Annotated in this window: 10 protein-coding genes; 2 read left to right on the forward strand and 8 right to left on the reverse strand. The window is 71.0% G+C overall.

Annotation, left to right across the window (positions count from 1 at the left end; all coding sequences use genetic code 11):
• Window positions 1-177 precede the first annotated feature (177 nt).
• The 5 genes from QOZ89_RS03135 to QOZ89_RS03155 form a co-directional block, all read right to left on the reverse strand.
• The gene (locus QOZ89_RS03135; RefSeq protein ID WP_312622916.1) at window positions 178-1575 is read right to left on the reverse strand and encodes a geranylgeranyl reductase family protein; all 1398 of its coding nucleotides are present in this window, start codon (window positions 1573-1575) and stop codon (window positions 178-180) included.
• A 471-nt stretch (window positions 1576-2046) separates the two neighbouring features.
• On the reverse strand, window positions 2047-2730 hold the full coding sequence (locus tag QOZ89_RS03140; RefSeq protein WP_071050845.1) for a demethylmenaquinone methyltransferase: 684 nt from the start codon (window positions 2728-2730) through the stop codon (window positions 2047-2049).
• 162 nt (window positions 2731-2892) lie between these two features.
• Entirely contained in the window at window positions 2893-4047 is a 1155-nt protein-coding gene (gene mqnC / locus QOZ89_RS03145; RefSeq protein WP_083419154.1) for a cyclic dehypoxanthinyl futalosine synthase, read from the reverse strand.
• Window positions 4048-4192: 145 nt separating this feature from the next.
• Complete coding sequence (locus QOZ89_RS03150; RefSeq protein WP_241841962.1) at window positions 4193-4396, reverse strand: hypothetical protein; 204 nt, start codon at window positions 4394-4396, stop codon at window positions 4193-4195.
• 59 nt (window positions 4397-4455) lie between these two features.
• Window positions 4456-6177: a serine/threonine-protein kinase gene (locus QOZ89_RS03155; RefSeq protein WP_116271649.1), complete on the reverse strand. Its 1722-nt coding sequence runs from the start codon at window positions 6175-6177 to the stop codon at window positions 4456-4458.
• 841 nt (window positions 6178-7018) lie between these two features.
• On the opposite strand from QOZ89_RS03155, the gene QOZ89_RS03160 reads away from it, so the two are divergent.
• Entirely contained in the window at window positions 7019-8020 is a 1002-nt protein-coding gene (locus tag QOZ89_RS03160) for an NAD(P)/FAD-dependent oxidoreductase (RefSeq protein WP_071050808.1), read from the forward strand.
• 130 nt (window positions 8021-8150) lie between these two features.
• Here the strand turns inward: QOZ89_RS03160 and QOZ89_RS03165 are convergent, their stop codons facing one another.
• A complete protein-coding gene (locus QOZ89_RS03165; protein ID WP_312622917.1) occupies window positions 8151-8684 on the reverse strand; it encodes a DUF397 domain-containing protein in 534 nt (177 codons plus the stop codon).
• A 534-nt stretch (window positions 8685-9218) separates the two neighbouring features.
• Entirely contained in the window at window positions 9219-10358 is a 1140-nt protein-coding gene (locus QOZ89_RS03170; RefSeq protein WP_071050813.1) for a hypothetical protein, read from the reverse strand.
• A 218-nt stretch (window positions 10359-10576) separates the two neighbouring features.
• Here QOZ89_RS03170 and QOZ89_RS03175 point away from each other — a divergent pair, with 218 nt between their 5' ends.
• Entirely contained in the window at window positions 10577-11059 is a 483-nt protein-coding gene (locus QOZ89_RS03175) for a sirohydrochlorin chelatase (RefSeq protein WP_397428665.1), read from the forward strand.
• Window positions 11060-11080: 21 nt separating this feature from the next.
• On the opposite strand, the gene cobA is transcribed toward QOZ89_RS03175, so the two are convergent.
• Window positions 11081-12808 (reverse strand): uroporphyrinogen-III C-methyltransferase, encoded by a 1728-nt coding sequence (cobA, locus tag QOZ89_RS03180; protein WP_312622918.1) that lies wholly within the window; start codon window positions 12806-12808, stop codon window positions 11081-11083.
• Window positions 12809-12842: the final 34 nt, after the last annotated feature.

The following is a 12842-nucleotide window of genomic DNA, read 5'->3' on the forward strand; positions in this document are numbered from 1 at the left end:
CTCTCCCCAGAGAAAGTGTGGCCGGCGGTGCGCCGGGCTCCCTGCCCCGCCTCCGGCCGGTCAGGACCGCTTCCCCGGAGGCCTGTCTTGGTGATGCCGTGCCGCCGGTCGCGGCGGTGATTCCCGCCGCCACCCGGCGGTGAGTTTCTTCGCTTTCTACACGCACGCCCAAGGGCCCTACGCGCTCGGTGCCAGCCGGCACAGCGCGTTGATCACCCGGTCGTGCGCATCACCTCCCCGTGGGTCGGTAAGGTTCGCCATGATCTTCAACATGAACCTCATCATCACCGGGTGCGGCAGCCCGTACTTCGTGGCCAGCCGCATCACGGTGGGGTTGCCGATCAGGTTCACGAAGACCCGCCCGAGCGTGTAGTAACCGCCGTAGCGGGCCCGCACCGCCTCGGGATACTGGCGCAACGCCTTCTCCCTGGCGGCGTCGCTCGTCCTGGCCAGCGCCTGCGCGACCACCTCGGCGGCAAGCTCGCCGGACTCCATCGCGTACGCGATGCCCTCGCCGTTGAAGGGGTTGACCATCCCGGCCGCGTCGCCGACGAGGAGCACGCCGTCGGCGTAGTGCGGGGTCCGGTTGAAGCCCATCGGCAGCGCGCTGCCGCGGACCGGGCCGGTCGCGTTGTCCTCGGTGTAGCCCCACTCCGGCGGCAGCGCCGACAGCCAGCGGCGCAGCAGGTCGCGGTAGTCGGTGTTACCGAAGGCCGGGGTGGTGTTCAGGATCCCCAGACCGACGTTACTCGTCCCGTCACCCATGCCGAAGATCCAGCCGTAGCCGGGCAGCAGCCGGCTCGCGTTCGGCTTGCCCTCCCAGAGCTCCAGGTGCGACTCGAGGTAGTCGTCATGGGTGCGCGGGCTGCGGTAATAGCGGCGGACCGCCACGCCCAGCGGCCGGTCGTCCCGGCGGCGGATGTCCAGCGAGAGCGCGAGCCGAGCGCTGTTGCCGTCGGCGGCCACGACTACCGGGGCGCGGTAGGTGACGGGCTCGCGGTCCGCGCCCGAGCGGGCCGTGACGCCGACCACCTGGCCGGTCCGCTCCTCGCGGACGACGCCGGCGACCGTCGTGCCCTCATGCAACCGGGCGCCGGCCTTCTGCGCGGTGCGGGCGAGCAGCTCGTCGAAGTCGGAGCGCGGCCGGACCAGGCCGTAGTCGGGGAAGCTCGCCAGCTCCGGCCACGGCAGCTCCAGACGCAGGCCGCCGCCGATGATCCGCAGGCCCTTGTTGCGCGCCCAGCCGGAGTCCGCCTCGGCCGCGTCGCCCTTGGTCCCGTCGGCCGGCGCACCACCGGCGCCGGTGCCGCCGGATGCCGCGGGCCTGGCCGCCGGCGGGCGGGCGGGGCCGGTGTCGATGCCCATCCGCACGAGGCTCGCGACCGCCCGCGGCGTGAGGCCGTCCCCGCAGACCTTGTCGCGCGGAAAGGACGCCTTCTCGAGCAGGAGCACGTCCAGGCCGGTGTTCGCGAGGTGGTAGGCGGCCGCCGAGCCCGCGGGACCGGCGCCGACGACGATCACGTCGGCATCGGCGCGTGTCGCGCCGTCCGACCGCGTCGTGGTCTCCGTCGTCACCTGATGCTCCCCACCGACAACCGACTCTCCACCAGGTCCCACACTGATCCGCCTCCCCTGAGGTTCCGCTGTCCCACCACGGATCCTGGGGCGTGGAGCGATGCGTACTCCAGCCGTTCGCCGGTCGTTGACCGCGCGTTCCTCGCACGCTCGTGAATTTCTTCACGAGCGTCCCGCCACGGCCGAGTGTAGGCGCTCACACCGCCATTGGCATCAACCAGGATCCGGCGGGCGCTGGGGGCAGGCGCGGAGCACCCACCCCCAGCGCCCGTCTGTCGGGCGCGAGCGCCCTCTTTAGGTGGTTCCGGGCCGGGGCATGCGGCGGTGGTCAGTCCGGGCCCGGACCAGCGAGGTGGTCTCGTTGACGCTGCGTCAAGACGCCGTCACGGTCGGTGGCCAAAGTGACACTTACGAGCGACCGGTAAAACGTCACACCCCGCCTCGCCACCGGACACCCAAATGCTGGCGAGTTCAGAACGGGGTGAGCCCCTGGTTGTCTCCGTGGTGGAGGGCGACGATGCCGCCGGTGAGATTGCGCCAGCCCACGCCCGTCCAGCCGGCGGCGCGGAGGGTCTCGGCGAGGTCGGACTGAGCCGGCCAGGCGCGGATCGACTCCGCCAGGTAGACGTAGGAGTCCGCGCTGCTGCTGACGCGGCGGGCCACCGCGGGCAGCGCGCGCATCAGGTAGCCCAGGTAGACCCGGCGCAGCGGGCCCCAGGTGGGCTGGCTGAACTCGCAGACGACCAGTCGGCCACCCGGGCGGGTCACCCGGCGCAGCTCGGCCAGACAGCGGGGCACGTCGGCGACATTGCGCAGTCCGAACGAGATCGTGACCCGGTCGAACGCGCCGTCCGGGAACGGCAGCCGCAGGCCGTCGCCCGCGACCAGCCGGACACTGCCAGTCCTGACGGGCCGCTTCGCCAGCCGTGCCTGGCCGGCGCGCAGCATGCCGACGGAGAAGTCGCAGGCGACCGCATCGACGCCGGCCGTCGCGAAGGCGCGCGACGAGGTCGCGGTACCGGCGGCAAGATCGAGAACCAGCTGGCCCGGTTCAAGACGCAGCGCCTTCGCGGTGGCCCTGCGCCAGCCGCGGTCCATCCCGGCCGAGAGCACCGCGTTGGTCACGTCGTAGCGCCGGGCCACCTGGTCGAACATCGCCGCGACCTCGTCGGGCCGCTTGTCCAGCCCGGCGCGCGCACCCCTGCCCGGCGCCGGCCCCGGCCGCTCGGCCTCGCCGGGCGGTTCGTGTGCGCCGGCCGCGGGCACCGGCCGCGCGGCCACGTCGGGATCGCCTTGCGGCGCCGCCACCACGGCGGGTCAGCTCGCCTGGACGAGCGGGAGGGCGGTGGACGAGAAGTGCGAGGCGACGCGCTCGTCGAGCGGGTCGTCGGCCGGGTCGCGGTGGACGACCAGGTGGTTGTAGAGGGTGTCGCGCTGGGCGGGGATCCGGTCGGCCGCGCGGATCAGGTGGATCAGCTCGGCCCGGTTGGTGCGGTGCCGCGCGCCGGCGGAGGAGACCACGTTCTCCTCCAGCATCACCGAGCCCAGGTCGTCGGCGCCCATGTGCAGCGTGAGCTGGCCGACCTCCTTGCCGGTGGTGAGCCACGAGCCCTGCAGATGGGCGACGTTGTCGAAGAACAGCCGTGCGACGGCGACCAGGCGCAGGTACTCGAACGTCGTCGCCTGGGTGCGACCGCGCAGGTGGTTGTTCTCCGGCTGGTAGGTCCATGGGATGAACGAGCGGAATCCACCGGTGCGGTCCTGGACGTCGCGGATCATCCGCATGTGTTCGATGCGCTCGGCGTTGGTCTCGCCGGTGCCCATCATGAACGTCGCCGTCGACTCCAGGCCAAGGCCGTGAGCGGTCTCCATGACCGACAGCCAGACGTGGCCGGGCTCCTTGAGCGGGGCGATCGCGGCCCGCGGACGCTCGGTGAGGATCTCGGCCCCCGCGCCGGCGAAGCTGTCCAGGCCCGCGTCGCGCAGCCGGACGATGACCTGCTCGTGTGTCAGCCCGGAGGTGCGGCCGATGTGCACGACCTCGCTCGCACCGAGCGAGTGCAGCGCCAGCTGTGGATAAGCGGCCTTGATGGCGGAGAAGGCGCTCTCGTACCACTCGATGCCGAAGTCCGGATGGTGACCGCCCTGCAGCATGATCTGGGTGGCACCCAGATCGACCGCCTCGCCGCACTTGGCGACGATGTCGTCGATGTCGCGGACCCAGCCTTCCGGGTGTTTCGGCGCCCGGTAGAAGGCACAGAACCTGCAGGCGGTCACACAGACGTTGGTGTAGTTGATGTTGCGATCGATGATGTAGGTCGCGATGCCGTCCGGGAAGCGGCGCCGACGCACGGCGTCCGCGGCCTGCCCGAGTTCGTGCAGCGGCGCCTGCGTATAGAGCAGTAGCGCCTCATCGGGCGTGATCCGGCCGCCGTCGGCGGCCCGGGCCAGCAAGGATCGGATCTCGCTCACCGGCCAGATGCTATCTTCCCCACCCTCGACGCCGGCCTCCTCCGGGAAGGCACGGCGGCCCAGTGGGATCGACCACACAGGCCGAAGGCATCCCGTTCCGCCCCGGCACAGGCGTGCGCCGGGGCGGAGGGGGCGGATCCGGCGGTCAGTAGCGGGGGCCACCACGGTCAGACGAGGACGAGCCGAAGCTGCGGAGCTTGTCCTTGAAGTGCGTGATCTTTGCCTTGTTTTCCGGCTTGGTGGCCTGCGACTTGACCTTGTTGATCATCTCGTGGGCCTTCGGGTTGTGCAGCATCTCCGAGACCCGCTGCGTGAAGTTCGCCATGACGGGGTTGTACCTGCCAGGCACCTACATCATGCGCCCAGAACACTTTCTGTCTGGACTGTCGTCACCCAGCGTAGGAGCTGTCAGGGCGTCGCCGCCGGCGGCGCGCCGCTGGCGGCACCACTGCCCGCCCTGTCCTCGAACCGGTCTCGCAGCTGGCCCGGCAGCTGGTTCACCTGGCCCGGCAGGTCGCTGGTCGCCTTGCCGCGCCATTCGTCGATCTGCTGCTCCACTCGGTTCACGACACGGTCCCAGACCGCCTGGCGCTGCTTGTCGATCGCGCTCGCGATCCGATCGGCCGCCGAGAGCAGGAGCAGGACGATCAGTACGAAGAGGATCGTCTTCTTGAACGGGATCCGGAGCCGGAAACCGCGACGGCGCCGAACGGGACGCTCACGGCGCGGCACCGGCGCGGGAGCGGGCGGCGGCGCTGGCGGCGCCGGGCGAGCCGGCGCGGGCGGCTGGTACGGGGGCCGGTAGGGCGCCGGCTCGCGGGCGGCCGGCCGCCGGGCCGGCGGGGCGGGCGCGGGAGCCGGTGGCTCCTCGTAGCGGATGTAGCCACCGCCGCGGGGCTTACGGCCAGCGTCTCGCGCGGCCCTGTCCACCGCGCCGCCCGCATAGCCGGCGCCCTGCCTGCCACCGGCGCGCGGATCCCCAGGCTGGCCGTAGTGGCCGTCACCGGCGTAGCCAGCGGGCTGGCGCGGGGCGGGCGCCTGTCCGCCCTGGTAGCCGCCGTCGCCGTACCCGGCAGCCGCGCCGGGCCGGGCCCTCGCGCCCGGCCGGGCCGCGCCGGCACCGCCGTGGCGCGCGGGCGCCTCCGTCGGGCCGCCGATCCGGGTCGGGTCGAGCCCGGCGGCGCCCTGCTCGACGCCCGGCCACGTGCCGCCGAGCACCCGGGTAGCGGCCGCCCGGACGTTGCCCCGCCCGGTCTCGCCGAGCAGCGTCAGCAGGATCTGGTCCGCCGACGGCCGCAGCCGCGGGTCGCGGCCCAGCGTCGCGGCGACGACGGGGCGCAGGTCGGTCGGGATGCCGGAAAGGTCGGGACTGCCGACCAGCACCCGTTCGGAGATCTCGTAGAAGGTGCCCTCGCCGTACGGGTGGACGCCCGTCGCGGCGTAGCCGATCAGCAGGCCCCAGGCGAAGATGTCGGTGGCGGGCCCGACCGGGCTGCCCTCCATCTGCTCGGGGGCCATCCAGCCAAGCGACCCGAGCACGATGCCGGAACGGGTACGGTTCGCGACCGCGTCCAGCGCGCGGGCGATCCCGAAGTCGATCACCCGCGGGCCCGAGTAGGACAGCATGACGTTGCTGGGCTTGAGGTCGCGGTGCACGATCCCGGCGCCGTGGATCGCGGTCAGCGCGCTGGCCACGCCGATGGCCACGCCCTGTAGCGTGGACTTGCCGAGCGGGCCCGACTCCTCGACGACGGTGTCCAGCCGCTTGCCGTCGATGTACTCGGTGACGAGATACGGCTGCCGGGCGTCCGGGTCGGCGTCGAGCACCTCCGCGGTGCAGAAGGGCGCGACCCGCCGGGCGGCCGTCACCTCGTCGCCGAAGCGGGCGCGGAACTCCGGGTCGTTGGCGAGCTCGCCACGGATCACCTTGATCGCGACCCGTCGGCCGCTGGAGTCCAGGGCGAGGTAGACGGCGCCCATCCCGCCGGCGCCGAGCCGGCTCAACAGTTCGTACCGGCCGATCATGCGCGGGTCGGAGGAGCGCAGCTGATCACCGGGAACCGGTGGGCCCGCGGACCGCTCCGTCCAGACCGATCGTTCCGACACTGCCACCCCGCTCGTCGACCTCATTCTATCGTCCACGATCGTCCAGGCACCCGGACCATGATCCGGATCGCATGCCGTACGACTCTCTGGCGGCCCGAAGCCCCGGAGGCCGCGGGACCTGTTCCCGAGCCCCGTGATCCTGGGACCTCTGGCCTTGTACTGGCCGACGGTAACCCGCCAGCCAGTGGCTTCCGTCAACTTGTCTAAGTTCTGACCCTTCCCGGGCAAACGGCGCGACGATTGTCACAGTCGGCCGACCACCGCTGTCCAACCGCCGACATCCCATGGGCTCGGATGTCCGGCCGCACGGCGCCCCGCGACGCCGCCCCAGCGACCAGTAAGCGCAACTCACCCACACCTGTCCAGTCGCGCCGCGGCCCGCGACACCGTTCCAGCGACCAGTAAGCGCAACTCACCCACACCTGGCGACAGCGCATCGGCGCAGTACCAACCCGACCACGTCGTCAGCCCGGCCCAAGCCCCACCACCGCCATATGCCAGGGGCCCGGCACCACGCGAGGAGGGCGCCCAGCGCCCGACACGGGGCGAGCGCGCCCAGCGCCTCGCCCCGACTCTCCGACAAGCCGGATCAGGGCACGTGACCCGGACGTCGGGCAGTATGAAGCCCTAGGAGTACTCCAGTGGCATCGAACCGGAGCCTGGGGCTCGGCCGGGCGGAAGGACTCTGCCGGGCCGGGGCGTTGCCCTTAGATCCTGGGGCAACGGCCGCCGGGCGTGCGAAGGAAGAGCATTTCGCACGCTCTTGGCCCTCTAGGCACGGTCGGGCCATCGGTAGTCCGGGCCCGCCTGGGCCCGCAGTGATCCTCAGGGCCGGGGCCCGGGTGCCAGCGGATGGAGATACGCCATGGGTGACACGTCCGTCGACCATTCGGTCGACATGCTCATCGTCGGCGCCGGCCCGGCCGGGCTGTTCGGCGCCTACTACGCGGGTTTCCGCGGCATGTCGGTCGCGCTGATGGACTCGCTTCCCGAGCCGGGCGGCCAGGTGACCGCTATGTACCCGGAAAAGGTCATCTACGACGTCGCGGGCTTCCCGGCGGTGCGCGGGCGTGAGCTCGTCAACGCGCTCGTCGAGCAGGTGGCGCCGTTCAACCCGACCTACCTGCTCGACCAGCAGGCCGCCGAGATCGCGCACGAACCAGATGCCATCGTGGTGACCAGCCCGAAGGGCCTGAGGGTCCGCGCCAAGGTCATCATCATCACCGGCGGCCTCGGCACCTTCACTCCGCGCCCGCTGCCGACCGGCGTCGAGCACCTGGGGCGCGGCCTGGTGTACTTCGTGCCCCGCCTCGACGACTACCGCGACCTGGACGTCGTGGTGGTCGGTGGCGGCGACAGCGCGTTCGACTGGGCGCTGGCGCTGGAGCCGCTGGCGAAGTCGGTCACGGTTGTGCACCGCCGGGACAAGTTCCGCGCCCACCAGCACACCGTCGACCGGGTGCATGCCTCCTCCTGCGAGGTGCTCACCTTCACAGAGGTCGCCGCCATCAGCGGCGACGAGCGGATCGAGAAGGTCGAGCTGGTCCACAGCAAGTCCGGCGAGCGCCAGGTCCGCGAGGCCCAGGCCGTCGTCGCCGCGCTCGGCTTCACCGCCGACCTCGGCCCTCTCACCCGCTGGGGCCTCAACATCGACAAGCGGCACATCGTGGTGGACACGACGATGTACACCGGCGTCGAGCGCATCTTCGCCGCGGGCGACATCACCGAGTACCCCGGCAAGGTCCGCCTGATCGCCACCGGCTTCGGCGAGGTCGCGACCGCCGTCAACAACGCGGCCCCGGTCATCGACCCCTCCGCCAAGGTCTTCCCCGGCCACAGCTCCGACGACGGCACGCCGGCGGCCTAGCCCGCGCGACGCTTGATCGCTGTTTCTGCTCCCTCGTGGGCTGTTCCTCAGCCCGCCAACGACCACCAGGGAGCAGAGACCCCGATCTTCGCCCGCGCGGCGCGCGGCGACGGGCGGCACGATCTCACTCTCAGTAGCGGAACTGGCCGTTGGCAGCTCCGTCGAGGAAGGCGTGCCATTCTGCCTGGGAAAAGGCGAGTACGGGGCCGAGGTTCACGAGGTCGCGGACGAGGACTCCGCCGATGGCGGCACCGTGGTCGATCCGGGCGACCTGCACTTTTCCCGTCCTGGCGTCGCTTTGCAGTGACGCGCTCCATCCCAGGGGGTACTGGAGGTAGAAGGCGGGGACTGGTTTGACGGGGTTGAGTTGCTGCGCGTTGGTGGCGTTGCCATCCGTGGGTCCCGTGTTGTGATCGCGCATGGGAGGTAGTGCCTTCCTCGAAGCCGCGCAGAGTTCTGCGTTGACGATGTCAGGTGACGGGTGCCGTCGGACGGCGTGGTTCAGACGGTGGCCTGGTGGTAGGGCTCGACGATCGGTGAGCCGGTGGGCGAGTTCGCGGACGGTGGGGAGCCTCGCCCGATGCGCGATGTTCGCGGCGGTCGTGAACTGGCCAGCGAAGAACGCGAGCGCCGCACGCACGTCAACGACGGAACCCGCGAGCACCAGCACTCTCCTCAGCGGGTAGCGAATCCTCAGCCGGTCGATGCACTGAGCGGCTGAGTCTGCGCGGCGGCCACAGACTGGGGGCATACCGTTTAGCCCACGACGGGCGGCCGAGGCGAATGGTGGGGGCCGCGGGCTTCCGCCGCGTCGCGGAGTCTTGCCGCAATCTTCCTGAGGCGCCCGGCTCCTTCGGGGAGACGAGGTCTGAAGTCGATGTAGGCATGCCCAGGCGGCGCGCTCTCGAGCACCATCGTGGACTCCGCGTCGTCAATCACCCGAAGATCTTCCGCGGATACGTCTCCGACCGACACGGCGTATGAACCCACCGAGGCCAGGCCCAGAACTTCCGTGTGATGCCGATGGGCCCGCTCGGCGGTGACGAGGGCGCTTCGGGACACCGACAGCTGTCCGGCGTCCTTCTCGGTCGGCGTAAATGCCTGGCTGGTAATCCGTCCTCTGCTCACGAAGGCGGGGTGGACCTGACGCCAGAGAAGCTCGTCAGCGTCAGACAGTATCTGCTCACCCGGAAGAAGGTCAGGCTCCGAGTCTTTGGACGACATCGATCCCCTCGCGAATGAAGGCCACCATCCGGTCGACGTCCCGCCACGCGCAGGTCAGCTCCCGGTCGTCGCCGTCATTTCTCTTGTTGAAGTAGTACGACACGAGAATATTTCCAGGCTTGATCTCCATCGAGACTTCACCATGCTCGTGTGGCCATTCGAGCTGGATCCCGCCGTCAGGCATCGGGTACACGTGGTGGCCGTGGACACCGTTCTCAAGCAGTTCCAACAGAAGCGTCTCTGCCTGTCGAACGGTCAGCCGGGAGATCGGCTCCCCGCTTCCGTCGTACCACCCCGCCGGCATTTCCGCGATCTCCTTCAGCCGCGCGGACCACTCCTCGGGCAGCACTGGCTCGACACCGAGAACATCCTTTATTTCAAGGATGTTCTCATCCCTGTCCTGGAGCGCCACGCAGTTGAGCGCAACCGTCGGCGCCATACTCGAGCTGCCCAGATGGGCAACCAGGTCCGGGAAGACATCGTCAGCCGAATAACCGCCAGCAACCGTCCTCCCGGTGGATGACAGTCTGATCTCGAAAGCCGACCGGTCAGCGAGCAGCCCGGTAATCTGACCCACTACGACAACCTCGACCTCGAAGAGCACGCGCCTGGTAAAGGCCTGGATCTTCCGGCGGACCTCGCGGGAATAGGTTGCCTGAGCCGGGGAGCCCTCGTCGAAGACGATGAACTCATCGTCCTTCAGGCTCCGGCCAAACCGTGCGAACTCGCGTAGAGCAGGTATCGGAAAGTCGCGAGGGAGCGCACCCTCATCGGCGATCATACGGAGAGCGTTCTGTATCAGCAGCCGCGATTCGTCGAAGATCCCATCTGGCATCCGGTCGATCTCGTCCTGCTCCGCCAGGATCGGCGTCTCAAGTACCGGAACTACACTACCGTGCCGCACCTCGGTCAGCCGGAGATCAAAACCAGCAGAGAACCCGCGAGGGATCCGCCGCCGCAGTGGGTGCCGTTGCTTGTAGAGATTCTGGGCGACATCTAGGACCAGTCGCTGGTAAAGCGCGAGCTCCGACAGCATCTCGACGGGCAGACCGGGCGTGTCGTACCGCCCGCCGCGCAGCCGCCAGCTACCGAAGGGTCGCGTCGCGTCTGCCATGCCCCGACTGTACCGCAAATCACCTACTGCTCATGCCGCCAATAGGAGTTTCAGCGGCTCCAGTCATGGCATGACGTCATCATGACACCGGTAAGCGCTCTTCTAGCGCTTACCGGCACCAATGGCGTGCCAGATAAATAGGTCCGAAGTCTGGTCAGCATCCCGGACATGGAGGGAGAGAGCCTCCAGGGCCGGGTTGCGACGCAAGACCTGGAACCATGGTGATCGCACTGGACGTGAAGGTCCACGGCCGGCTCGCGGACAGGCCACGCACCGGCCGCGCGGCCCAGATGACGGCGCAGACTAGGGACATGCGAGGTCTGCTGGTCATCGGGCACGGGTCGCGGCGGGATGAGGCCAACGCGACCGTGCGGGCGCTCGCGGCGGCGCTGGCGGCGGAGCCGACGGTGGATGCCGGGGCACCGCCGGCGTGGGCCGCGGTGGAACCAGCCTTCCTGGACGTGTTGCGGCCGGACATCGCGGACGGATACGCGGCGCTGGTAGCGGCCGGCTGTACCCAGATCGTCGCGCATCCGTTCTTCCTGTTCGAGGGAAAACACACCGCGCGAGACATCCCGGAGGCGCTCGACGCCGCCCGCGCCACGCATCCGGGCACCTCCTGGACGATGACGGAGCCGCTCGGGCTGCACCCCGGCGTGATCACCACTGTCCGTGCCCGCATCGCCGACCGCCTGGCCTAGCGGGGGTCGGCAAGGAACCGGTCACATCTGGTCGTCGCCCACGCCCGCCAGCCGGCAGATGGCGGTGACGAGGCCGGCGATGCCGGGCTCGTCAGCGACCGCGTCGACCCGGATGCCGGCCTGGCGACAGGCGACGACCGTTCGCCGGCCCATGGCGGCCACCACGAGGCCGGGCGGCAACGGGCCATAGAGCTCGGCGGTGATCCGGGCGGCCGTGGACGAGGCGAACGCGACGGCATGCAGCGCGCCACGGCGCAGCTCTTCCGCGATCATCGGGTCCCGTTCCGCCGGGACGTCGGTCTGCAGGGTGATCCTGCGGACAGTCCGGACGCCCATCGGCGGCGCCGCACCGGCGCAGACGGCGACCCGCAGACCGGTCACCGGGATGTCGGTTACGACGACATGCGCCACCTGTACCTGGGCCGAGGGGCGGACGTTCGCGAGCCCGAGCGCGTCCAGCGCCGCCGCGGCCGACTCGGACTCGGACACCAGTGTGAGGCCGGCCAGCGCCCGTACGTCGCGCCCGGCGGCACGCAGCAGGGCGACCACGGCGCCCACCTCGTCCGCGTCGGCGAGGACCAGCGAGTCCGCGCCCGGCAGCGCCTCCAGCAGCGCGCCCGCGTCCGGTACCGGCGACAGGCGCGACACCACCGTCTCGACCACGTCGGCGCCCTGGCTGCGCAGGCCGCGCGCGAGCAGGCCGGGGCGGTCCCTGGTACGCGGCACCAGTACCCGCATGCCGGCCAGCGGACCGGTGGCGCCGTCCGCCGGCGGGGCGGGCAGCGCCAGCCGCTCCGGCTGGCCACCGAGTCCGTCCGGGCCGTCCCGCCCGTCCACGTCGTGCTCCTTCCAGCCGCCGTCGGGTCCCGGCCCTGGCCCCGCCCGTGGCCGCGGCCTCGTCCCAGCCGGAGCCGCGAGGCGGGGCGGAACGAGGCGCGCCGAGGCAGGCCGAGAAGCTGTGCCGCGGGCGTCGATGCGGGCCGCGACGTCGCCGACGACGATCACGGCCGGCGAGCGCACTCCCGTCTCGACCGCGTCCGCGCCCAGCGAATCCAGCGTGGTGCGCAGCACCCGCTGGGCGGTGGTGGTGGCACGCTCGACCACGGCGACCGGGGTGCTCGGCTCACGGCCAGCCGCGAGCAGCGCGTCCGCGATCGCGACCAGGTGCGCGACACCCATCATGATCACAACGGTGAGCGACGGAGAGGCGAGCGCCGACCAGTCGACCGTCGAGTCCGGGTGGCCCGGCGGCAGGTGGCCGGCGACGATCGCGACATCCTGGGCGATGCCCCGGTGGGTCACCGGAATGCCGGCGTAGGCCGGTCCGGCGAGCGCGGACGACACTCCCGGCACGACTGTCACGCCGATGCCGGCGGCGGCGCAGGCCTCGGATTCCTCGCCGCCCCGGCCCAGCAGGTAGGGGTCACCGACCTTGAGCCGCACCACGCGGGCGCCGCGCCGCGCGCGGTCGACCAGCACCGCGTTCACCTCGTCCTGGCCGCGCGCGTCGCCGTCAGGGCCGACTCGCACGATCTCGGCGCCGGCATGGGTGTAGCCGTGCAACGGGGCGTCCGCCGCCAGGTCGCTGACAATCACGTCGGCGCCCGCCAGCAGCTCGGCGCCACGCACAGTGATCAGGCCTGGGTCGCCGGGGCCCGCGCCGACCAGCCAGACGTGGCCGCGGCGCCCTGTCCCCGCGCCGCCAAGGCGCGCCGAGGCTCCGCCGCCATCCAACCCCCCACTGGCCACCCACGGAACGTTACCGACCTACGGCACTCGCCCC

The organism is Pseudofrankia coriaricola (assembly GCF_032027725.1).
Taxonomy (GTDB): domain Bacteria; phylum Actinomycetota; class Actinomycetes; order Frankiales; family Frankiaceae; genus Pseudofrankia.

Coding starts and splice junctions, on each gene's coding strand:
- QOZ89_RS03170 (WP_071050813.1), bottom strand. CDS start 10,358: ATGGCAGACGCGACGCGACCCTTCGGTAGCTGGCGGCTGCGCGGCGGG.
- QOZ89_RS03160 (WP_071050808.1), top strand. CDS start 7,019: ATGGGTGACACGTCCGTCGACCATTCGGTCGACATGCTCATCGTCGGC.
- QOZ89_RS03175 (WP_397428665.1), top strand. CDS start 10,577: ATGGTGATCGCACTGGACGTGAAGGTCCACGGCCGGCTCGCGGACAGG.
- QOZ89_RS03155 (WP_116271649.1), bottom strand. CDS start 6,177: ATGAGGTCGACGAGCGGGGTGGCAGTGTCGGAACGATCGGTCTGGACG.
- QOZ89_RS03140 (WP_071050845.1), bottom strand. CDS start 2,730: ATGTTCGACCAGGTGGCCCGGCGCTACGACGTGACCAACGCGGTGCTC.